The 22655-nt window shown below is 62.7% G+C and carries 19 protein-coding genes; 10 read left to right on the forward strand and 9 right to left on the reverse strand.

The features are described from left to right. The first annotated feature begins 123 nt into the window (after positions 1 to 123). Complete coding sequence (gene gcvA / locus FHP89_RS09545; RefSeq protein ID WP_186300185.1) at positions 124 to 1047, forward strand: transcriptional regulator GcvA; 924 nt, start codon at positions 124 to 126, stop codon at positions 1045 to 1047. A 7-nt stretch (positions 1048 to 1054) separates the two neighbouring features. Here gcvA and FHP89_RS09550 read toward each other — a convergent pair whose 3' ends face one another. Further along, positions 1055 to 2395 carry a DUF805 domain-containing protein gene (locus tag FHP89_RS09550; protein ID WP_144173575.1) on the reverse strand — a complete coding sequence of 447 codons (1341 nt, stop codon included), beginning with the start codon at positions 2393 to 2395 and terminating at the stop codon, positions 1055 to 1057. A 144-nt stretch (positions 2396 to 2539) separates the two neighbouring features. On the opposite strand from FHP89_RS09550, the gene FHP89_RS09555 reads away from it, so the two are divergent. After that, complete coding sequence (locus FHP89_RS09555) at positions 2540 to 2740, forward strand: SlyX family protein (RefSeq protein ID WP_144173576.1); 201 nt, start codon at positions 2540 to 2542, stop codon at positions 2738 to 2740. Here FHP89_RS09555 and FHP89_RS09560 read toward each other — a convergent pair. Further along, positions 2734 to 3402: a hypothetical protein gene (locus FHP89_RS09560; protein WP_144173577.1), complete on the reverse strand. Its 669-nt coding sequence runs from the start codon at positions 3400 to 3402 to the stop codon at positions 2734 to 2736. The two genes, FHP89_RS09555 and FHP89_RS09560, sit on opposite strands and share 7 nt — an antisense overlap. Before the next feature lie 204 nt (positions 3403 to 3606). On the opposite strand from FHP89_RS09560, the gene FHP89_RS09565 reads away from it, so the two are divergent. Together FHP89_RS09565 and FHP89_RS09570 are read left to right on the forward strand one after the other, a co-directional pair. Next, the gene (locus FHP89_RS09565; RefSeq protein ID WP_186300186.1) at positions 3607 to 4560 is read left to right on the forward strand and encodes a restriction endonuclease; all 954 of its coding nucleotides are present in this window, start codon (positions 3607 to 3609) and stop codon (positions 4558 to 4560) included. Positions 4561 to 4691: 131 nt separating this feature from the next. Next, positions 4692 to 5774, forward strand: a complete 1083-nt coding sequence (locus FHP89_RS09570; RefSeq protein ID WP_260851550.1) for a PQQ-dependent sugar dehydrogenase — start codon at positions 4692 to 4694, stop codon at positions 5772 to 5774. Here FHP89_RS09570 and FHP89_RS09575 read toward each other — a convergent pair whose 3' ends face one another. Next, positions 5775 to 7562, reverse strand: a complete 1788-nt coding sequence (locus FHP89_RS09575) for a GspE/PulE family protein (protein WP_144173580.1) — start codon at positions 7560 to 7562, stop codon at positions 5775 to 5777. It abuts the gene before it with no gap. Positions 7563 to 7683: 121 nt separating this feature from the next. Between FHP89_RS09575 and FHP89_RS09580 the strand changes: the two genes are divergently transcribed. After that, positions 7684 to 8151 (forward strand): CreA family protein, encoded by a 468-nt coding sequence (locus FHP89_RS09580; RefSeq protein WP_144173582.1) that lies wholly within the window; start codon positions 7684 to 7686, stop codon positions 8149 to 8151. Between the two features lie 46 nt (positions 8152 to 8197). Then, positions 8198 to 9016 carry a nitroreductase family protein gene (locus tag FHP89_RS09585; RefSeq protein WP_144173584.1) on the forward strand — a complete coding sequence of 273 codons (819 nt, stop codon included), beginning with the start codon at positions 8198 to 8200 and terminating at the stop codon, positions 9014 to 9016. Here the strand turns inward: FHP89_RS09585 and FHP89_RS09590 are convergent. After that, positions 9003 to 11270 (reverse strand): putative bifunctional diguanylate cyclase/phosphodiesterase, encoded by a 2268-nt coding sequence (locus FHP89_RS09590; protein WP_144173586.1) that lies wholly within the window; start codon positions 11268 to 11270, stop codon positions 9003 to 9005. The genes FHP89_RS09585 and FHP89_RS09590 overlap by 14 nt on opposite strands. A 253-nt stretch (positions 11271 to 11523) precedes the next feature. On the opposite strand from FHP89_RS09590, the gene FHP89_RS09595 reads away from it, so the two are divergent. Continuing rightward, positions 11524 to 12591, forward strand: a complete 1068-nt coding sequence (locus FHP89_RS09595) for a response regulator (protein WP_144173588.1) — start codon at positions 11524 to 11526, stop codon at positions 12589 to 12591. On the opposite strand, the gene FHP89_RS09600 is transcribed toward FHP89_RS09595, so the two are convergent. Next, positions 12573 to 13112 (reverse strand): hypothetical protein, encoded by a 540-nt coding sequence (locus FHP89_RS09600; RefSeq protein WP_144173590.1) that lies wholly within the window; start codon positions 13110 to 13112, stop codon positions 12573 to 12575. The genes FHP89_RS09595 and FHP89_RS09600 overlap by 19 nt on opposite strands. On the opposite strand from FHP89_RS09600, the gene FHP89_RS09605 reads away from it, so the two are divergent. Further along, positions 13102 to 16059, forward strand: a complete 2958-nt coding sequence (locus FHP89_RS09605) for a putative bifunctional diguanylate cyclase/phosphodiesterase (protein ID WP_186300188.1) — start codon at positions 13102 to 13104, stop codon at positions 16057 to 16059. The two genes, FHP89_RS09600 and FHP89_RS09605, sit on opposite strands and share 11 nt — an antisense overlap. An 82-nt stretch (positions 16060 to 16141) precedes the next feature. Here the strand turns inward: FHP89_RS09605 and FHP89_RS09610 are convergent, their stop codons facing one another. Next, positions 16142 to 16606 carry a tellurite resistance TerB family protein gene (locus FHP89_RS09610; RefSeq protein WP_144173594.1) on the reverse strand — a complete coding sequence of 155 codons (465 nt, stop codon included), beginning with the start codon at positions 16604 to 16606 and terminating at the stop codon, positions 16142 to 16144. A gap of 68 nt (positions 16607 to 16674) precedes the next feature. Further along, entirely contained in the window at positions 16675 to 18339 is a 1665-nt protein-coding gene (gene ettA / locus FHP89_RS09615; protein ID WP_144173596.1) for an energy-dependent translational throttle protein EttA, read from the reverse strand. Between the two features lie 106 nt (positions 18340 to 18445). On the opposite strand from ettA, the gene FHP89_RS09620 reads away from it, so the two are divergent. Then, positions 18446 to 19690, forward strand: coding sequence for a D-amino acid dehydrogenase (locus FHP89_RS09620; protein WP_144173598.1), 1245 nt, complete (start codon positions 18446 to 18448; stop codon positions 19688 to 19690). 3 nt (positions 19691 to 19693) lie between these two features. Here the strand turns inward: FHP89_RS09620 and FHP89_RS09625 are convergent, their stop codons facing one another. Then, a complete protein-coding gene (locus FHP89_RS09625) occupies positions 19694 to 20239 on the reverse strand; it encodes a hypothetical protein (RefSeq protein WP_144173600.1) in 546 nt (181 codons plus the stop codon). 23 nt (positions 20240 to 20262) lie between these two features. Further along, a complete protein-coding gene (locus tag FHP89_RS09630) occupies positions 20263 to 20889 on the reverse strand; it encodes a bactofilin family protein (protein WP_246116316.1) in 627 nt (208 codons plus the stop codon). 363 nt (positions 20890 to 21252) lie between these two features. Between FHP89_RS09630 and FHP89_RS09635 the strand changes: the two genes are divergently transcribed. Then, complete coding sequence (locus FHP89_RS09635) at positions 21253 to 22647, forward strand: sensor histidine kinase (RefSeq protein WP_222105346.1); 1395 nt, start codon at positions 21253 to 21255, stop codon at positions 22645 to 22647. Positions 22648 to 22655 lie beyond the last annotated feature (8 nt).

Below are 22655 nucleotides of genomic sequence, written 5' to 3' on the forward strand. Positions count from 1 at the left end.
GTCTTCCGCTCTGAGTCGGTTGCAGACGATGAAACGCACTCTACGCAGCGTTGTGCAGCGCAACAAACGATCATTTGTGATGTGACGGATAAGTTTGACTAAACTGTACGCATGTCACTATCCATGCCACCGCTCCAGTCGCTGCGTGTTTTTGAAACGGCTGCCCGGCATCTGAGCTTCAAGCAGGCGGCCGAGGAGTTGCATGTAACACCGGCCGCCGTCAGCCAGCAGATCAAGGCGCTGGAGGCGCATCTCGGTGTGCCGCTTTTTTACCGCCTGACCCGCGCCTTGGAACTGACCGAGGCGGGTGAACGCATGTTGCCGCAGGTGAGTGACGGCCTCGCCCAACTGGCTGCAGCGGTGGAAAAGGTGGTGTTGCAGACCCCGTCGCGGAACTTGCGGATCACCGTGCCACCGGCCTTCGCCGGGCGCTGGCTGGTGCATCGACTGCAGCGTTTCACCGAAGCTCATCCCGACATTGATCTGGTGCTTGGCACCGAAGCCAACACCGTCGACGCCCCCGATCTCGAAGACGTGGAGTCGGATCTGGTCGCGCTGCGCGAAGGCGAGATCGATGTGGAAATCCGCTTTGGCCGCGGCGCCTATCCGGGCATGCGGACGGATCTGGTGATGGAGGTGTCTTATGTGCCGGTGTGCCACCCCGACCTGCTCAAAGGCAAGCGTCGCCTCAAGAAAGCGTCTGACCTGAGCTTTCATACCTTACTGCATGACGACACGGCAGCGGGGCGGTCTGAGCGGGTCAGCTGGCAGGACTGGCTGCGGGCGGCGAAAGTGAGTGGTGTCGACCCGAGTCGCGGGCCACATTTTTCGAACTCGAGCCTCGCCCTCGAAGCGGCCATGGATGGATTTGGCGTGATGCTCGGCCTCTATCCGATGGTGCAGCGGGACATCGACGCGGGGCGGCTGGTGCGCCCCTTCGATCTGGCCATCCCGTCGCGCTACGCTTACTACCTGGTCTCGCCAGAAACGACAGTCGACCGGCCGGTGATTGCCCGTTTCCGCCAGTGGTTGATGGCGGAGATTTAGGCCGCGCTCAACTTGACCGCCGGCTGCGGCTGAGAAAATGCTGGCTCATCTGTTTGAGCGAGGGATTGTTCGGCAACATCACGCCATTGACCTCCAGCGTCGGGGTGCCCACGCCGCCGTCCTTCCAGCCACTGGCGCGCAATTTGGACCACATGAGTTTTTGTGCTGAGGGGTCCGTGTCGATGAACACCTCGCGATACCGGATACCCAAATCATCGAACTGGGCGCGCTTCTGGTCGCAATAGCCGCAGGTCGTCAGCGAATACATGGTGATGTGATCACGTTCCGGGTCGTAGCCGTGTAACGCGGTGCTCTGCATGCCGCTGACGGCCGGCGCGCGCTCGATGCTTGAGGTCTGGTTGTAACGTGTTGCCGTTTCGTAAACGTCGTCGGCGAAAAAATTGAAGGCCAGAGACGACGACACCGCAACAAACACGATCGAACCAATGGCACCGATCCAGCTGGTGGGTGTGGGCTGCGGGCCGAAATTGTTGTCGCCCTTGCTGCCGGGGAGGAACATCAGCAGCAGGCTGAACAGACCGCCCACGTAGGGAATTGCGGTAATCAACACCCACCAGCCTCGCCAGTCGAAGTCATGGCAGCGCAAAATGCTCAGGCGTGCGCCGAAGAACACCGCGACCACCGCGCATAGCCCGAGCACCAGCAGACTCTCCAGACGGATACCGAGAATGGCGAGCCATATCAGTGCGCTGGTCAGGAGCATGCTGCCCGCAAAATAAGAGCGTCGGCTGATTCGGCCGCCGAAATCGGTACCGAAAAGAGGCACCGCTTCGGTCTCGACCACGGCCGCGTCACCGGCATGAATACGCAATGAACTGTGCTGCGTTGTCGACACGCCCGCTTGCGCCTCCTGTGCCTGATGTTCACGCGCCGCCAGCACTCGCGGCATGTCGCAACCGCAGTTCAGGCAGAGTGTGCGCCGGGGCTGGCGATGGCCGCATTCGGGGCAATCCATGTCGCCAGCAGGTTCGTCAGAGGTGGGCACCAGATCCAGCGCGGCAGGGGTTGCGCGAGTCGGTGGCGGGGGCGTGTCGGGCGCCATCGTCGACACGTCGGTCGCGGGGGTGGTAGCCGACGGCGGCGTGATCACCGGTTCCGGCACGTCGGCCTCGACCCGGATGCCTACGCCCATGGCCGCGAGCTTGCGACGATAGGCTTGCGCTTTTTCGGTATCCAGTCCCTTTCGGAGCGTGACACGCTTGCCGGAAAAGAGCCGCGGTGTTTGTTCTGGCGCAACTTTGAGCATCGCGGCCAACTGTGCCTTGACGACCTCAGGATCGTGGCCAGGCAGGATGTCGCCAGAAAAAACGAGTTTGTATTGAGTCATGATGTGCGCGTGCGTGTCGGCGGTGAGCGCCAGTTTAATGCATATCGAATTCCGCCAAAGCGACCGGCGTGCATCTTTTGTTCCAGATCCCGGCACAACGACACGAATGCGTACAATGCCGGCTGCCCGAGTCAGGAGAAAACGATGGAATCACGTCTGGATGCTCTGGAGTGCAAGCTCATGGCCGCCGAGGATTTGCTCGACGGTCTGAACATGACGCTATTCCGACAGCAGGAGGCGATTGCGCTGCTGCAATCGCAGGTGTTGGACCTCAAGCGCCAGCTGCAATCCGCGCAGCCCGGCAGCGCCGGCCGTCCTGAGGATGAGATCCCGCCGCACTACTGAGCGACCGCCGCCCGCAGGGGCGTATGCACACGCGCAAAGCTTCGCGGTGCGACGTATTGCAGGATTTCCTTGCCCTCGGTGTCGACAATCAGATCGAGCCCTTTGTCGGGGTAGAGCAGATGCGTCTGATGCGCGTTGGTCGCGACGCGCTCGCTCGGCGCGCCAAAGCGCGACAGCACGGCCTCTTCGTCAAGGTTCACCGAGGGAATGAAGACGATACTGTCGATCGGGCGTGTCATGGCGGTGGCTAGGTCGGCTGCACTGAGCGTGGCCTTGCGCGTGGTCGATTCCATGTATTCGGTTTTGACCGCGCGCTGACGCATGCGGTCGAGTTCGTCGCCGGCCACGGCAATGGTCAAAACCAGTTTGCCGGTGACAAACCCCAGCTGCGCACTGCTGAGATAGGCTTCGAGCGCCCCCGTTTCGCCGGGGGCGGTCACGATGGCCACCGTGAGGTCCAGGCCAAAGCGTTCGCGCGCCTCGCCAAGCGTACTTTGCTCCAGCGTGAGCCCGAATACCTTGCTGCGTCCCTGCGCATCCACCTCGATCTGCCACGGTAAGGCCGACTGTTGACTATGGATGTCATCGGCCGAGGGCATGAAGGCCAAGGGGGCCAGAATGGCCAGCACGATGAGAGACAAAATGGCGACGATCAACTTCATTTTCTGGCGGGTGCTCCGGCTGGGCTCAAGGCTTCGGATTGTCGCCTGCCCGGTCGGGTGGCGCAATCTTGCGCTGCGCATCCGGTTTTGCGAATGACATCAGCAAGTGCTGTTTGTTTGATGCGTGCCGCTATGCCAAAATCAGCGTTTTCCGCACCCAAATGAGGCGGAAAGGCAGGTCATGGTCATGCCATGGGAGAGCACATGAATCAGGCGAAAGCACGTCGGCGTGACATGCCCCCTTCGCCGCGCAAGGCGCGGACGCTGTGGCTGCTCGCGCTGGCATTGGTCGTACTTGCCGCGTTTGCCTTCTGGCAACTGGACGGTTCGTACGATGGTGCCACGATGATTGTGCCCGTCATGGCCCTGTTGGTGTCCCTGGTGCTCGGCGGCGCGGCCCTGAGCGCGCACTGGCGCAGCTCGGCAGACAAGGCGCGCAAGCGGGCCGACAAACGCCGTACGGCGGCCAGCCTGCCAAGCCAGAAGCAAGGCGGCGATGCGCCGCCCACGATGCACTCCGCGCCCACCGAGTTCGACCCCGCCGCCATGGAGGCTGCGGATCTGTCTGATTTCGACCCCGAAATGGTGCCTGCCGCCGCCCGCGTATGGACCTTGAGCCTGCTCGAGAGTCTGGAGTGGCAGCGCTTTGAAGCCTTGTGTGTCGCGTACTACTCCCGCAAGGCAATCTCACACCGCTCTGCTTCTTTGCCGCACGCGGCCGGACGCGACGTCTTTCTGTACCAGGACAAGGAACGTCTGGAGCAGGCCACCGGCCTGGTCCACGTGCGCACCCGTGGGGTGAGCTATCTCGATGTGACCCCGGTGCGAGAATTGATTGGCGCCATGACCCACGAGGCCATCGAGCGCGGCTTTCTGATGACCAACGGTTGCTTTACGCCGCAGGCCCGCACACTCGGCCGTGAGCACGGCATCGTCCTTGTGGATGGGCGCGTGTTGCTGGCCATGATCGAGCGTCTGCCGGCCGACGCACGCGATCGCCTCCATGCCATTGCGACCGAAGGCAAGTACACCACGCCGACCTGCCCCGAATGCGGCGAAAAAATGGTCTCGGCGACCGGCTCCCATGGCGATTATTGGGGGTGCCGCAATTTTCCCGATTGCACCGCGCTATTGCCTCGACTCCCGGCATTGAACTGAGCCGACGACAAACACCGCCTCACTTGCCATACTGAAACCGGGTTTTCAACGGGAGTGACGAGGTGGCTGGTTTTCGATTTCCAATACCTGCCGGCATCGCGCTGGTACTCGTTTTGCTGGCGAGCAGCCGGGTGTTTGCCGATGCGCTCCGGCTCGACTCATCCGCCGGGCCGCTGGCGGCCAGCACCGTCGCAAGCGGCCTCGACACGCCATGGTCGCTCGCATTCCTGCCTGATGGGCGCCTGCTGGTCAGCGAGCGACCCGGTCGCCTGCGTGTGGTGGCGGCGGACGGACGTCTTTCAACCCCGGTCGCCGGGGTGCCGACAGTACATGCCGAGGGGCAGGGCGGTCTGCTGGATGTGATCCTGAGTCCGGGGTTTGCGCAGGATGGGCTCATTTACTTCAGCTTCGCTCAGCCGACTTCAAACGGCGCACGAACCGCCGTGGCGCGGGCGCAACTTGAACTGTCGTCCACGCCACCTCGATTAAGCGACGTACGCGTCATTTTCGCGCAGCGGGACGACCCGGCGGGGCGTCACCATTTTGGCTCGCGCCTGGTGTTCGACGCCGCCGGCAATCTCTTTGCCACACTTGGCGAGCGGTATCACGAGCGCGATCGCGCCCAGGCGCTCGATAGTCATCTCGGCAAGATCGTTCGCATTCGGCCGGACGGCAGCGTGCCGACCGACAATCCCTTGGTGGGGCACAGCACCGCATTGCCGGAGATCTGGTCTTACGGGCACCGCAATGTGCAAGGTGCGGCCTTGCATCCGGTCACCGGGGCGCTGTGGACGCATGAGCATGGCCCGCAAGGCGGCGACGAAATCAATGTGCCGCGTGCCGGCGCCAATCACGGCTGGCCGGTAATTACCTATGGGCGCGAATATGTCACCGGATGGCGCATTGGCGACGGCACGCAACGCGCCGATGTGGCGCCGCCGGTGCATCAATGGACGCCGTCGATTGCGCCGTCCGGCATGGCCTTTTATACCGGCGACCTGTTTCCCGCCTGGCGGGGCAATCTGTTTGTCGGCTCCTTGAAGTTCGGCCTGCTGCTGCGCGTCGAACTTGACGGTGACACGGTGGTGCGTGAAGAGCGACTGCTAACCGAGATCGGTCACCGCATTCGCGATGTGCGGCAGGGGCCGGACGGCGCGCTGTATGTGCTGGACGAAACCGAGGGGCGCATCTTGCGCATCGCCCCGGCGAACTGATTATTGCGCTTCGCCGCTGGCCGGCGGGGTGGAACGCGCGATCTCTTCGATGGTGGTGGTGCCGGCGGCGATCTGTCGGGCGCCGGCGAGGCGCAGCGGGGTCATGTGCTCACGCACGGCCTGGGCACGAAAACGTGCCAGATCCATGTCGGGGCTGATGAGCTGGCGCAGCGTGGGGGTGAGCGTCATGAGTTCATACAAGCCCACCCGGCCGTGATAGCCGGTCATGCGGCATTCCAGACAACCCACCGGACCACAGGCGGTGGTTGGCAGCGCGGACTTCCACGGCGCGACCAGATCGCACCAGTCGGGCTCGTCGATCGGGTGTGGCTTGCGGCAGTGCGGGCAGAGCGTGCGCACCAGACGCTGCGCCAGTACACCAAGCAGCGTCGAACGGATAAGGTAGGGCGGCACGCCGAGATCGAGCAGACGGGTAATGGCGGAGGGGGCGTCGTTGGTGTGCAGGGTGGATAGCACCAGATGGCCGGTGAGCGCCGACTGAATGGCCATCTCGGCGGTCTCAAGGTCGCGGATCTCGCCGACCATGATCACATCCGGGTCCTGCCGCAGCAGGGTGCGCACGCCGGTGGCGAAGTCGAGCCCGATGTTGTGCTGCACCTGCATCTGGTTGAGGTGTGGATAGACCATCTCGATCGGATCTTCGATGGTGCATACGTTCACTTCGGGCGTCGCCAACTCCTTGAGCGTCGAGTACAGCGTGGTGGTTTTCCCCGAGCCGGTCGGCCCGGTCACCAGGATGATGCCGTTGGGCTGGGAGAACATCTCGCGCCAGCGCACGCCTTCGCCCTGGCTGAAGCCGAGGTCATTGAATGACTTGAGCAGCACGTCCGGATTGAAGATGCGTAGCACCAGCTTTTCGCCGAAGGCGGTCGGCATGGTCGATAGGCGCAACTCGATTTCTTCGCCATTGCCCGACTGGGTTTTGATCCGGCCATCCTGTGGCCGGCGTTTCTCGACCACATCCATGCGGCCCATCAGCTTGATGCGGTTGGTGATGGCGGCCGCGACGGGCACGGGCGTCTGATAGACGAGGTGCATCACGCCGTCGATGCGGAAGCGCACATTACACACCTCGCGTCGCGGCTCGATGTGGATGTCGCTGGCGCGCTGCTCGAAGGCGTACTGCAAGAGCCAGTCGACGATGTGGATGACCGCCTGGTCGTTGGCGTCCAGCGATTTTCGCGAGCCGAGCTGTACCAGCTGCTCGAAGTTGCCAATCCCGGTTTGCGCGCCCTCGTGCTGTGCGACCGCGTGTTTTAGCGAGCGGGCCAGGCTGTAGAACTCGGCCAGGTAGCGCACGATGTCGGTCGGGTTGGCGAGCACGCGATGGATGCGGATCTTGAGCGCCTGCTCGAGCACTGACAGCCATTCACCCTCGTAGGGCTCAGCGGTGGCGATGGTGACATCGTTGTCGCGGATCGCCACCGGCAAAATACGGAAGCGTGTGGCATAGGCATGCGAGACCAGATTGCACACCGAGGACACATCGATTTTCAGCGGGTCGATGTGGAAGTAGGTCAGCCCGGCGTCTTCGGCCAGCCACTCGGTCAGCGACTCGACGCTGAGGGTGTCGTGGGGTGCGCAGGCACGGGTGAGCCGTCGTTCGCCCACCTGCGCCAGCGGATGCTGCTCATTGCGTCCACGCATGCGCAGGGCGGTGACGGTTTCATCATGGTCGCGGCGGCTGATCTGGCCGGCGTCGAGGAGGCGGGTGAGCAAAGTGTCGACGGTGAGTCGGCCGGTGGTCGGCGTGCGTGAACGTGTCATATCATCAGGCTATCTGAAGCGGCGATTGGCGGCAATTGGCGCGTTCAGCCTTGAGAGTCGCTGAAGCGTCCCCATCTTCTACACGTTTGATTGCCTTGTTTTCAACAAAAAGGACTGGCCGATGAAAGCCGTGCTGCTCATGCTCGCCTCTGTGCTCTGGATGTCTGCGTCGTTTGCCGAAGACGTCGGCAGCGTCAACACCGAATGGAAGCTCACCGGCTCGCACAAGCTGGTGGTCGAGGCGTTTGATGACCCCAAGGTTGATGGTGTGGCCTGTTACGTGGCCAAGCCGGAGCGCGGCGGCATTGCAGGCGCGTTTGGCGTTGCCGAGGAGTTGTCGGATGTGTCGATCGCCTGCCGGCAGGTCGGCCCGATCACCTTCCGCGAGCCGCTCCCCAGGCAGGAAGACGCTTTCAGCGAGCGGCGCTCGATCATCTTCAAGGTGTTGCATGTGGTGCGCATTGTCGATGTGAGCCGCAACACGCTGGTCTATCTGACCTATACCGACAAAGTCATCTCCGGTAGTCCGCAGAACTCGGTGACGGCCGTGACGGTCGACCGGTCCCTGCCGATTCCGGTAAAAAAATAATGCCATCCACGACCTCACCTCACGCTTTGAATGGATTTTCCCCGAGATGACCGCACATCAGCCTTTGTACGACAGCCGCTACGGCGGTATGGCGCAAGCCGTTCCCGACATCAGCACCCCGGTGATTGATCAATTGATGACGCACCGCTCGGTGCGCGCGTTCCGCCCCGACGCGGTCAGCGATGCGCAGCTGAGTGCGATGATCGCCGCCGCGCAATCGGCTGCCAGCTCGTCCAATCTGCAGGTGTGGAGTGTGGTGGCGGTGCGTGATCAGGCGGTTCGCGACCAATTGGCCGAGTTTGCCGGCAACCAAGCCCATATCCGTCAGGCGCCGCTGCAACTGGTGTGGCTGGCCGACTTGTCTCGCCTTGAGCGGGTGGCTACGGCCGAGGGGCGGCCCAGCGAGGCGCTGGACTACACCGAGATGTTTCTGACGGCAGTGATCGACGCGGCACTCGCCGCGCAAAACGCGGTCGCCGCGGCCGAATCCATGGGTTTGTCGACGGTGTATATCGGCGGCATGCGCAATCGGCCCGAAGACGTGGCGCGTGTGCTCAAGCTGCCGCCCAAGACCTTTGCCGTGTTCGGCATGTGCGTGGGCCATGAAGACGATGCCCGGCCCGCCAGCGTCAAGCCGCGCCTGCCGCAGTCGGCCGTGCTACACCACGAAAGCTATTCAACCGAACAGGACGACGCGGTTGCGGCCTACAACACCGCCATGGCGCGCTTTTATGAGGCGCAGAAAATGGATGTGAAAGGCAACTGGTCCATCCACTCGGCCAAGCGCGTCGCGGGGCCGGCATCGCTGTCGGGTCGTGATCGCCTGGTGGACGCGCTGAAGGCGCTGGGCTTCAGTCTGAAATAGCGGCTGAGGGTTGGCCGAGGCGATCGGCCGCCCAGCACGCAAAGGCGTCGGCGGGCATGGGTCGCGCGTAGTGGTAGCCCTGCACCTCAGTGCAGCCGAGCGCTTTCAGGGCGTCGTGATGATGCGCCTCTTCGACCCCCTCGGCCGTCGTGCGCAGGCCCAGCCCGGCTGCCATCTGGACAATGGCGCGAACGATGCTCGCGTCGTCGGCATCCTGGCTCATGTCTGCCACGAAGGATCGATCGATTTTGAGCCGGTCGACCGGCAGGCGCCGCAGATAGGCGAGGCACGAATAACCCGTACCAAAGTCATCAATGGCAAGGCGGATTCCTTGCGCTTTGAGGTTGGCCAGCTGGCCAACCAGCGTCGCGGTATCGCCGATCAGCGTTGATTCGGTAATTTCGAGTTCGAGGCAGCGCGCACTCAGCCCGGCCTCGGCCAGCGCTGCCGATACATGCGCTTCGAGCGTTCCGTGACGAAACTGAAGTGGCGACAAATTGACCGACACGGTCAGTTCGCCCAGGCCCCGTCGCGACCAGTTTGCCGCTTCACGGCAGGCTTCGCCGAGGACCCACTCCCCAATGCCGACAATGTGTCCGGTCAGTTCGGCGACTGGAATGAAACGGTCGGGGGGCACGTTACCGAGTGTCGGGTGCTGCCAGCGGAGCAAGGCTTCGGCGCCGATCAGTGCGCCGCTGTCGAGAGTGAGGATGGGTTGATAGTGCAGCGAGAACTCGTTGCGTTCCAGGGCAGGGCGGAGACCGTTGCGGATCACCAGATCGTTCAAGACGTCGGTTGAGACGTCCAGGTGATGGCTGCGGAAGGTGTTCCGACCCGCTTCCTTGGCCTGGTACATTGCCGCGTCTGCCTTGCGCAGCAGGGCATTGAAGTCTTCGCCATCGTCAGGAAAAACCGAGATACCGATGGAGACCGACGTGACCAGTTCGCCGCTGTCGGTGTGATAGGGGGCGCCCAGGCGCTCATTGATTCGCTGCGCCACGGTTGCTGCGATCTCGAAGGCGGGCAGCTCATCGAGCAGGACAATGAATTCATCGCCGCCCTGGCGGCAGACCAGGTCCTTGTCCCCGACGCAGTGACGCAGTCGTTGCGCCACCGACTGCAAGAGCACGTCACCGGCGGCATGCCCCAGCGAGTCATTGACGAGCTTGAGGTTGTCGACGTCGACAAACAGCAGGGCGACGCGATGATTGGCTTTGCGGGCCCACGTAATGATCTGGCCGCAGCGCTCTTCGAGCACCATCCGGTTCGGCAACTCGGTGAGTGAGTCATGCGTGGCGAGAAAGCGGATCCGGTTTTGCGAGGCGTGCTGTTCGGTCAGGTCGGAAAAAATGCCGACATGCTGCACGATCTCGCCGCTTTGATCGCGGATGGCGGAGATCACCAGCCATTCGGGATAGATCTCGCCATTCTTGCGCCGATTCCAGATCTCGCCCTGCCAGTGGCCGGTGCGCTGGAGCTTCTCCCACAGCGCCACATAGAAAGCCTTGTCGTGACGCCCCGACGACAGCATGGATGGGCGTTTGCCGAGGCACTCGTCAGGGGCATAGCCTGTCGCGCGCGTGAAGGCCGGATTCACTGCCTGAATGCGATTTTCGGCATCGGTGATCACCATGCCTTCTTCGCTCGTTTCGAATAGCCGGGCGGCCAGGCGCAGTTGGGTATCCTTGGCTTTTCGCTCAAGCACGATGCCGACCAGATGTGCACCGATCGCCAACAGTTTTCGGTGAAAAGCCGTTGGCGATCGGTGCTCGAAACTGGACAGCGCAAACGAACCAATGACCTTCCCGCCGGCGCCCAGAATGGGCATGGACCAGCATGCGCAGATGTTGAAGTCTTCAGCGACCGAGCGCAGTTCTTTCCAGCGCGCATCGGTGTAGGTGTTGCTGACAAACACCGGCTCTTCACGAAACACCGCATTGCCGCAGGAACCGGCTTCCGGGCCGGGGCGTAAATTCTGGAGCTGATCGCGCGCCTCGACCGGGATGCTGGGTGCCGCCAGCACATTGAGCGCTTGAGTGTCGGCGTCCATCGTCATGACGCTGGCCACGGCATTGGGTACCAACTGCTCTTCGAGCAGGCAAAGGCGATCGATCACCTCGTGTGCCGCATCGCCACGCGCCACGGCCGCCAGCAGCGTCTGCTGGAGGGACAAGATGCCGTTTTGCTCCTGCATCGACAGTTGGATATCGTCGGTCGCGCTATCGGTGCAGGTGTGGGGCACATGCTGCGTCATGCGTGAAATCCTGTTCTCGGGGGGGGCAATGAAACGCTGTGGCGATTCTTGCACGTCCGGTCAAAAAGAGGCACTCACTGTGCCGATTAACGGCATCTGCGTCCTTGATCTAAAGCGGATCTTTGAGAACTAACAATGACTTGCTTGCGCTGGATGCGTCTGGCCTCCTCGTGCCGTTTGAAATTGGTGCTTCAGTGAAGCAGGCGCGGTGTCGTAAGTCCACGGGTATGTTGCCACTGTGCGCGGGGTCCCGATGTTTATCGACGATTTCTTGAAATCCGCTTCTGTTCTGGTGTGCGATGACCCGACAGGAAGCGACCCGGCTTTCCGGCAAGCGCTTGATGCGGCCGGGATCACCTCCGTGCAATCTGTTGCCGATCCGCAGGCCGCTCAGGCGCTGCTGCGCGACGCGCGTTTTGACCTCATTGTGCTTGATCTCGATAGCGCGCAGTCTCCCGCGCTTGATTTTCTGGCCCAACGCCAGCACGCATCCATCGAGACGCCCGACCCACCGATTCTGGTGGTGATTCACCCCAATGACACGGCTTTGCGTCACCGGGCGCTGGCGCTCGGTGCGGTCGATTATGTGGAACGGCCTTTTGATATGGAGGCCTTGCAGGTCCGGATCTGCAACGCCTTGCGCATTCGTCAGGCGCAACGCCGCCAAAGCCATTTCGATGAAGAGCTTGAGCATCGGGTGGCGGCACGCACCGCCGAGCTGATCAACGCCACCGATGCGATTGTCCATCGCCTGGCGATGGTCTGCGAGAAAGCCGATGTCAACGCGGCGACGCACATCGTTCGCGTCGGCAAGATGGCACATCTCCTTGCCAAGACAGCTGGGCTGGGGGCCGAACGGTGCTTCATGATCGAGCGTGCCGCGCCGCTCCACGATGTGGGAATGCTCAGCGTCTCCGACGACATTCTGCGCAAGGCGGGTCGTCTGTCAGATGAAGAACTCGCGCAGGTGAGGTGCCACGCGCAGATCGGCGAGGACCTCCTCGGCAATCATCAATCGGCGCTGATTCAGATGGCGGCCAGCATCGCCAGCAACCATCACGAACGATGGGATGGCACGGGTTATCCCAATGGCTTGCAAGGCGAGTCGATCCCGATTGAAGGCCGGATTACGGCGATCTGCGATGTCTTTGATGCCCTGACGTCCAAACGCCCGTACAAAGACCCGTGGTCAGTTCAGAACGCGGTGGACTATCTGGTGGCGCAAGCCGGGCATTGCTTCGATCCGACACTGGTTGCGCATTTCGTGGCGCATCTGGACGCGGTTGAAGCGGTGCTGGCGCGTTACCCTGATACGCACTGAGTCGCCGCCCACGCAGATTGCAGCGCATCGCGGTGTGGCGCCATGTGGGTGACATCAACGGCCAGCACGGGGCCGCTCAAGGTGTGCCCGGACAGCTTTGCCGGCAAGATGATTTGCGGTTCACCGAGGGTCACGTGGACTGTCGACTGGTCGGTTTTCAGCCGTGTCTTGCGATGCGCTTCATCAACCAGCACACCGCCGTTCGTGAGATTGAGTTTGGCGCCCAGCGTGACGATGGCACCGTTGTTCATTGCCGCCTGCACGGCGCACGGAACCAGGCGATAGTCGTTTGCCACGGCAAGGGCCTGGCGGCGCAGATAGGCGCGTAAGGCGTCGGCGCCGGTGGGCGCCTTGGCTGCCGCACGGACAGAAAGCTGCTGCACCTCCAGATCCGTCAGGTGCGGCGCGATTCTGGCAAGCAGTGCGGCATCAATGCTCGGCGCGTCGACCCGGTTCGCTTCGACGCGATGGCGATATGCCTGCACCTGAATGTCGGCTTTGCCCAGCTGCTTGCTGCTCACGGTGCGCATTCCGGCGAACACGGTGTCGCCCAGGGCGAGTGTGAGCTGTTTCTGGAGTGCGGCCGCATCCAGTGCGGCAAATGAGTCCGGCACATCCAGATCAAACTCGAACTGTACAAGCAGGCGGGCTTTGGATCGTGTCATCGGGACAACCGGTCTGGGCACATGGTTTGTGTATCAACGGGAAAAGCTCGGCCAACTTTACAGACGCCCGTCAGAATTCGCGCTTGAAGCGCGAATCTGGATCTGCGCTGCAGGCTGTCGGTGTCATACGCAAGCGCGCCACCGGGCAGACGGGTCTGCCTGTCGATCCCCGGTGGGCGGGCGTTTCCAACCATTCGAAGGATTTTTCTGCCGGATGCTTGATTTTTTAGAACGCTTGTACCAAATTCCCATCTTTCATTTTTCTACGCAATTGGAATGGCTCGCGGGCGGTCCCTCGTGCGCCATTCCATCTTCGATACACCGGCGACCGGCGGGTGTGTTGCAGAGCGCGTGTGTTCGACAACCGAACAGGTGGTCCCCCTTGAAAGAAGCGCTTGCCCGAGATACCGCTTACCTCCATCCGTACTGGTGCGAGTTGAATCAGGAAGAGGTGATCGACGGTAGCGACGAATTTTTTCGCATTCACGGCGCCTCTGCCGGCATCGATGCCCTCTGGCCCCATGCACCCGCACTTCGGCTCGCCATCGATACGGTTCGTCGCGAAGGGCGACCGAGTCAGTTGGCGCATGCCGCCGTCGCCCACGATCACACGCGCGTGAGCCGTGTGCTGGTTCTGCCTGGCACCGCCCAAAGCGTATTCATTGCTGGCGTCCCGGCCGCGCAAACACGATCGCAGGGCCGCGCCTTGTCGCGGTGGCGAAGTGATTTCGCCGATGTGGTGTCTGCACCGCGCCCGCAGCAGCAACGAATCGGCGACTGCCTCGCACTGTTGGTCGCGCATAGCGGCGCGAGCCATGCATCGATTGTCGAGTCTGTGTCGACGGGTTATCGGTCGGTCCACTGCGCGTGCGCGACGGTGGGGCGCTGTGACGATTGCATTGCACCGGTCACGCTGCCCCTTGAGCGCTTTTCTTCTGCCGGCGAGACCTCCGTGACCTCGCTTGCCGATGGCACGCAGGCGCTGATCCATCCGCTGGGCGGTCCCAAGGAGCCGCTCTGCGCACGCGCGCTGGTGCTGCACCCGCTGGACGTCTCGCGGCGTGCTGCCATTGAACGCATGGCCAGTATGGTGGGGAACTGGATCGGCAACATTCTTCGCGCCGCCGATGCCATGCGCGCCGCGCAGCAGCGTGATCGGTTGTATGCCGAAGTGGTGCGAGCGATGTCTGACGCCGTACTCGTCATCGACGATGATTTTCGGGTGCGCCAAAGCAACGCGGCAGCAGCGAACTTGCTGGGGGCTCGCCCGGAGACCATCACTGGCGCGGATGTGCGCGACCTGATTCAGGTGAGCGCCAATGATGGCGAAATCGTCGCATGGGCGTCATTGGCGCGGCCCGGGGACACGAGCCGCATCGAGCCGATCGCATGCGCGCTGCCGCATCGCGGTGGTGTCGCCATGATCAAGGGCTCCTGCGCACGTCTGGGAGAGGCCAACGACAGCGATGCGTCGGCTGGCACGCTCGTGTTGGTCCTGCGCGACGTCAGTCACGAGGTCGAGACCATGCGCCGCGCCGAGTGGGCGGCGACGCACGACGCGCTGACCGGCTTGCACAACCGGGTCGGCTTCGAGCGCCGGATGAGCCCGGTCGACACATCCGGCCAACTCATCTGCCTCGATCTTGACCGGTTCAAAGTCATCAACGATAGCTGCGGTCACGCGGCGGGCGATCAGGTGCTTCGCGCCATCGCCACCATCATTCGCCGTCATATCCGGCGCCTGGACGTACCTGCGCGGATCGGTGGCGACGAGTTTTTTGTGGCCTTGCCACAGTGCCCCGAGAATGTCGCGTTGAAAATTGCCGAGGCGATTCGAGCGGACGTCGAGCAATACGCGTATCACGACGAGCGTGGCGAGGCCTACCGTGTGAGTTGCTCGATCGGCATCTGCGCCTACCACGATCACGACTCTTTGCAGCGGGCGCGCGCCGATGCCGATGCGGCCATGTACAGCGCCAAGCGTAGCGGCAAGAACCGGGTGGTTGCCTTTGAACGCAGCCCGCAGGCCATGGCCCGTTCAAGCGATGTGCATTGGGCGCACCGCATCGAGCGTGCCATTGATGAAGATCGTATCGAGTTGTGGCGGCAACCGATTTTCGATCTGCAGGACAACCGCGCAAAAGGCTACGAAGTGCTGGTGCGCATGCGCGATGACAACGGCGCGCTGGTGCTGCCGTCGGAGTTCATCCCGCCGGCAGAGCGCTTCGATCTGATCGGCGCACTGGACCGGCACATCGTGTCGCGCATTGCGCGGCATTTTTCGGACGTGCTCAACGGCGGACGCTATGTGTCGATCAACCTCTCCGGCCGATCGGCCGCCGATCTCGGGCTGGCGGCCTGGATCACCAACTGCTTTGAGCAAGCCGATGTCCATCCCCACCAGATTTGCATCGAACTGACTGAAACCGCTACCGCTGTCGACCCCACGGACGTGCTGACGCTGATGCAGACGCTACGCCGAGCCGGCTTCTGCATTGCGCTGGACGATCTGGGTAGCGGGGTGGCCAGCTTTGCCACCTTGCGTGACCTGCCGGTCGATATCGTCAAGCTCGATGGGGGGTATGTGCGCGGTGTGGCGCAAGACAAACGTGCACAGGAAATTGTTCAGGCGGTGGTGCAGGTGGCGCGCAGCCACGGTATCGAGACCGTGGCGGAATGGATCGAGGATGAGGCAACGCTCTCGTGGGTCAGCCAGGCGGGCATTACGCGTGGGCAGGGCTTTTATCTGGGCGTGCCGGAGCCCATCATCCTAGAAAACGCAGTTGACCGCTTGTGCCCGTGAGCCAGGTATTGAACATGCGAAGCTTTTCGGCTTCGAGGTCAATCACCCGGTGGGTGATCGCGCTACGCGTCCGATCGCGCGGCTAGCGGCGGTGCCCGAGCGCGGCTTGTGCCCGGGCTTTGGCGGCGACCAGGTCGCCGCGCGAGATGTACAGCAAGTCGCCCAGCTTGCGCATCAAATGGCTCTCGTGCGCGCAGACATGTCCGTCGGCCAGGGCAATGGCCCACAGATACTCGACGACGCGCAGCTTCTGAGCGGCATCCAGCGCCTGATTCAGGCGCGATGTAAAGGGATGAAAGCCGGGCGCTTCGCGGGACTCGGCCGTGGCCGCGTCGAGCAGCTGATCGACTTCATTGGTGTCGAGCTGAAACTCGGCCGCCAGGACTTTGCGTAGATGCGACATCTCGGCCGGCGAGCTTTCGCTGTCGGCGCGCATCATTTCGACCAATAGCGCCGCGGTGGCCAAGGGGAGGGATGGCGGCGCGTCGTCGGCGTTTGCCGACGCATTGGTCAGCGTGCTGAAAAAAGCCTGAAGTGATTGAATCATCGCGGAAACCCTTCTGAATCAGACGGCGGGGGCGTGCCGCGCACAGCCCCCGTCGAGCCCATGACAGATCAGCGCGAGATCGGCTTGTAGCGAATCCGCTTCGGCTTGGCGCCTTCTTCGCCCAGACGCTTCTTCTTGTCGGCTTCGTATTCCTGATAGTTGCCTTCAAAGAAGGACCACTGGGAATTGCCTTCTGCCGCCAGAATGTGGGTGCAGATACGGTCCAGGAACCAGCGATCGTGGCTGATGATCAGCGCGCAGCCTGAGAACTCCAGCAAGGCGTCTTCGAGCGCGCGCAGGGTTTCGACGTCAAGATCGTTGGACGGTTCATCGAGCAGCAGCACGTTGCCGCCGGCGATCAGCGTTTTGGCCAGATGCAGACGCCCGCGTTCACCGCCCGACAGGTTGCCGACGATCTTCTGCTGGTCTCCGCCCTTGAAGTTGAAGCGGCCGATGTAGGCGCGGCTGGGGCATTCGAACTTGCCCACGGTGAGGATGTCCGCACCGCCAGAGATGACATCGAACACCGTCTTGTCGTTCTCGAGGCCCTCGCGGGACTGATCGACCGCGGCCAGCTGTACCGTGCTGCCAATATCGATGCTGCCCGAATCCGGCTGCTCCTTGCCCATGATCATCTTGAACAGCGTGGATTTACCCGCGCCGTTCGGGCCGATGATGCCGACGATGGCACCGGCCGGCAGGCTGAAGCTGAGGTTGTCCATCAGCAGCTTGTCGCCGAACGCCTTGGATACGCCTTCGAAATTGATGACCTTGTCGCCCAAACGCTCGCCGGGCGGAATGAAGATTTCCTGGGTTTCGTTGCGGCGCTGGTACTCGACGCTCGACATTTCCTCGTAGCGCGCCAGACGCGACTTGCTCTTGGCCTGACGGGCCTTGGGGTTGGAGCGCACCCACTCCAGCTCCTTCTTCATGGCCTTCATGCGGGCCGCTTCCTGCTTGGCTTCCTGCTCCAGGCGCTCTTCCTTCTGCTCAAGCCAGCTCGAGTAGTTGCCTTTCCAGGGAATGCCGTGGCCGCGGTCGAGTTCGAGGATCCACTCGGCCGCATTGTCGAGGAAGTAGCGATCGTGGGTGACGGCCACCACGGTGCCCGGGAAGCGGACCAGGAACTGCTCGAGCCACTCGACCGATTCGGCGTCAAGGTGGTTGGTCGGTTCATCGAGCAGCAGCATGTCGGGCTTGGCCAGCAACAGCTTGCACAGCGCCACGCGGCGCTTCTCACCACCGGATAGCGTGCTGATCCTGGCCTCCCAGGCGGGCAGGCGCAGCGCATCGGCAGCGATTTCCATCTGGGTTTCGACGTCGGCGCCGGCGGCCGAGATGATGTTCTCGTAGCGCGCCTGATCTTCGGCCAACTTGTCGAAATCGGCATCCGGCTCCGCGTAGGCCGCATAGACCGCTTCGAGCTTCTGCTTGGCTTCCATCAGCTCGCCGAGCGCGGACTCCACCTCATCCTTGACCGTCTTGGCCGGATCGAGCTCGGGCTCCTGCGGCAGGTAACCGATGGAGATTCTCGGCTGGTGCTGCACTTCGCCTTCAAATTCGGTATCCACGCCCGCCATGATCTTCAGCACCGTCGACTTGCCCGAGCCGTTCAGGCCGAGCAGACCGATCTTGGCGCCGGGGAAAAAGGACAGCGAGATGTCCTTGATGATCTGGCGCTTCGGGGGGACAACTTTGCTCACGCGGAGCATCGACATTACATATTGGGCCATTGGGTACGCTGCCGGGTTACGATCAGGGAAAACGAAACTTTACCCGAAGCCGCGTTCGCCCGTCTGCCTGCGCGCACTTGGTTTTGGGCAAGTGAGAGCGAACAACATGCAGATTTGTGTCCTCGGCGCCGGTCTGGCCGGCGTGACCGCCGCGCATGCGCTGGCCCGTGAAGGGCACGCCGTGACGGTGATTGATCGCGCGGCCAGCCCCGCGCAGGAAACCAGCTTTGCCAATGCCGGCCTGATTTCGCCGGGGCATGCGTTTAGCTGGGCGTCGCCCGGCGCACCGGTGGCTTTGCTCAAGTCGCTGTTCGACCGCCAGCAAGCCTTGCGGATCAAGCCGCGCTTCGACCCGGCACTGATGCGCTGGGGCTGGCGCTTTGTGCGCAACTGCCAAACCGATGCCTGGGAGCGCAATTCGCTCCTGCTGATGCGCCTGGCCGCCTACGCCCAGCAACAGCTCGACACCATCATCGACGAAACCGGTGTGGACTTTGCGCATACGCGTGGCGGGCTGATCTATCTCTACGACACCGATGTCGCGCTGGCGCAGGCGATCTCGACGCTGAACGTGTTGCGAGAAGCGCAGATCGAGGCCCATGTCCTCTCGCCTGACGATGTGGTTCGTCTCGAACCCGCCTTGGCAACCCGCGCCCGCAGCATTGCTGGCGCCGTTCATTGCCCGAGTGATGCCAGCGGCGACGCCCATCGCTTTACGGTTGAACTGGCCACTCGCTGCCAGCAGCGCGGTGTGCGCTTTTGTTTCAATGAAACCATTCAAGCTTGGCGGGTTCAGGGTGAGCAGATTGACGCGGTCGTGACTGAGCACGGCGAGCACCGCGCGGATGCGTTCGTGCTGGCGCTCGGCAGCTTTTCGCCCGTGCTTGCGCGGCAACTCGGTCTGCGCTTGCCGATTTATCCGGTACGCGGAAATTCCGTGTCTTTTCCGATCGGTGTCGGGCACACGCCGCCAACGCTGGCTGGCGTCGACGATGGCACGCTGACCGCCTGGTCTCGGCTCGGCGCGGTGCTCCGGATGACGACTACGGCCGAATTTTCGGGCTACGCCAACCGACTGCCGGACAAGGATGTGGCCATGCTGGTCGCACGTGCCGAAGCCTTGTTTCCAAATGGTGCCGACTTCAGCCAGCCCACACCGTGGTCAGGCCTGCGGCCCATGACGCCGGAAGGTCCGCCCTTGGTGGGCCAGGCCGGGCCCCGCAATCTATGGCTGAACACCGGCCACGGCGCGATGGGTTGGACCACCGCGGCAGGAACCGCGCAAATCCTGGCGGATCTCATCGCCGGTCGCCAACCGGCGCATCCCTATCCCTCGCCGCGTTTGCGTTGAGATTCAGTAAGGAATTGGCGTCCAGTCAGGATGCTCGAAGCTTTTTCCGTAACGGTTGAGCGCCTGCACGGCCATCATGTAGCCCAGTCGGCGGGCGGGCAGGTGCGTGGCGTGCGTCATGATGTCGGCGCCATCACCCAGATCTTTCTTGATCTCTGAAAGCGCGATGGCGGCATTGCGGTCGGTATGTGTCGTCGGAAAGGTGGCGAGCCGCTTGAGCATCCAGTCGGCCAGCGCATCGTATTGCGCTTCGGTGCGCTGGTTCTGCTGCAAATCGTGGCCAACGGCGCGCAGCATTTGCGCCATTTCATCGATGGCAGCGCGGAGCGGCGCATCGCTCGTCCAATGGGCGGGGGCCTGGGCCGGCGTCACCGCCGCCGGGGCGTGCTGATCGGCAAGCGCGGGCGGGGCCGCGGCAAAGAGTGTGGCTGCAATCAGAGTGGAGGCAGCAAGAACAGGGCGCATGACGGGACTCTCCGGAAACGAAATATCTTCCACAAAGCCGAATTGTCGCAAAAAAACGGGCGCCGACGGCACCCGTTTTTGCATGGCTCACAGCAGGTTTGACGGTGTCAGTTAGCCGAGGCGACCAATGATTTGACCTTGTCATCCTTGCCGGCCTGCTTGTCGTAGTCACCACGGCCAACCTGAGCGGAATTGAGCGACTGCACGTCGCCAGAGACTTCGCCGCCTTCTTCGATCAGGATCTTGCCATAGCGGATCTTACCGCTGACCCGGCCCGTTGCATGAATGATCAATTGCTTGCGCGCCGTGAGTTCGCCGTCGAACTTGCCGTGGATTTCGGCCACATCGATACCGACCTTGCCGGAAAACGCGCCTTGCTCTGCAATGCGGATCACGCGGCTGTCCATGGTCGCTTCGACCCGGCCTTCGACCACCAGCGTGTCGCAGTCAAGAATCTCTGCACCCTTGAGCTTGACGTCAGGACCGACGATCAGGCGGCTGCCGCTGTCTTCGGTGGCATCGGTACGCGGTGTTTCTGCGGCCTCGGCCGTTGCCGGATTGGCGGTATCAGTCGGGGTCTCGGTCTGGCTACGCATGTGGGCTCCAAATGTTCCGGGTCTGGGGGACGGGCGGGTAGAGGCCGACGTCGGATTGGTCGGCGTGGATGAGTTGAAGGGGGCGGGCGTGGGCTCGGCGGCTTCACGCTTCGGGAACAGTCCGGGTTTGTTGAACATCTCATCTCCTTGACGATCGCGGCTGCGGGCACAACACCCGCTTGGCCCGACTCTTGCAAGTGGCATGCCACACACTGGAAGTCATTGAATCAACGTGGCTTGGCGCCGGTAGACAATGCACTCGATCGCCTGGCTTGTGTCGCACCTGTCGCCAATAACCGACACAGCTTTTGGTAACATTTCTTAAGCGACTGTTTGTGCAGATAATTTCAATGTCGCCGTTCGGCGACGCCGGCGCGCCCTGCGAGCGAGTCAAGGCATTGTCATAGGCGCTCATTTGCATTTGCTTACCGCATCCGAGGGGCGTGTCGCCTACAGTCGACACTGTCACCCAATCCTGTGGGCAGCCCCATGTTTTCCCGAATGTCATTCCGGCAGATGCTGCTCGCCGGCTTTGTACTCATCGCGCTGGTGTTGAGTGCCGCCGCCTTGCAGGGTCTTCGGGTGCTTGAATCCTTTGCGCAACAGAGTCGTGCCGGTGCGGATACCGCCGTGGGACTGACCTCGGCTGCCCAGCAGCTGGCGCAGCGCACCGTCGATATGGAGCGCAGCGCGCGCCAGTTCGTGGTGCTGAATGATCCTGCGCTGCGCAAGCGCTATCGCGACGCACGCGCCGATGCCGAAACCGCGCTGCTGGCCTTTTCCCGCGCCGAGCCGTCCACGCTGGGCGGCGTCGCCGATACCTGGCGCGCCGCCGCTGACGAGGCCGAGGTCGCGATCACCGGTACGCCCGACGATGTTGCCTTGCGCGACGCACTCGATCGGCTGCATCTGATCAATGAACGCTTGAGCATCGAAGCGCGCCAATGGATCGCGGTGCGCAACGCACGCTTGCTCGACACCCTCGAAGCGAACCGCTTGCGCCTCGCCTGGCAGGTGCTGCTTGCGCTGCTGGTCGCCGTGGCCTTGGCAGCCTTTTTTGGGTGGCAGCTGGCGCGGCCAGTCAAGCAGATCGAGGAGGGCATTGCTCGCCTCGGCGACAACCTGCTTGAGATTCCGGTGGATATCGAAGGGCCGGCAGACCTGCGCCAGGTGGGGCAGCGTCTGGACTGGCTTCGCCAGCGTCTGGGCGAGCTGGAATCTGATCGAGCGCGCATGTTGCGGCATGTCTCTCATGAGCTGAAAACCCCGCTGGCAGCGCTGCGCGAGGGTATCGCGCTGCTCGACGACGAAGTCACCGGCCCGCTCGCCGGCGGGCAGCGCGAGGTGGTCGATATCCTTCGCGACAATGCCCACCTGCTACAGGGGCGTATCGAAGATCTGCTCGACTTCAACGCCGCCGTGTTCGATGCGCGGCGCCTGCAACGCAGCACCGTTGAGGTCAAAGCGCTGCTGACCCAGGTGGCCGATGGCCAGCGCTTGCAGGCGAAGTCGCGCGATGTCGAGATCGAGCTCCAGGCCGACCCCGTTTCCGTCGATGGCGATATCGCCAAGCTGGGGGTTGCGGTCGGCAATCTGCTGGCCAATGCGATCTCCTTCAGTGCATCGGGCGGGGTGGTGAGCCTGCGTGCCGCGCGCAGCGCTGGCCATGTGCATATTGATTGCATCGACACCGGCCCAGGCATTGCCGAGGACGATGTTCCCCGTATTTTCGATCCCTTCTTTCAAGGGCGTCGCCAAGGAGCGACACCGCGCTGCGGCAGCGGTGTCGGCTTGTCGATCGTGCGTGAATATGTTCAGGCGCACGGCGGTCGGGTCGTGTTGCTCTCTGGCGAACGCGGCGCGCATTTTCGAATCGAACTCCCACTCGATAGCTGAGACTGATA

Source organism: Denitromonas ohlonensis (assembly GCF_007625205.1).
Taxonomy (GTDB): Bacteria; Pseudomonadota; Gammaproteobacteria; order Burkholderiales; family Rhodocyclaceae; genus Nitrogeniibacter; species Nitrogeniibacter ohlonensis.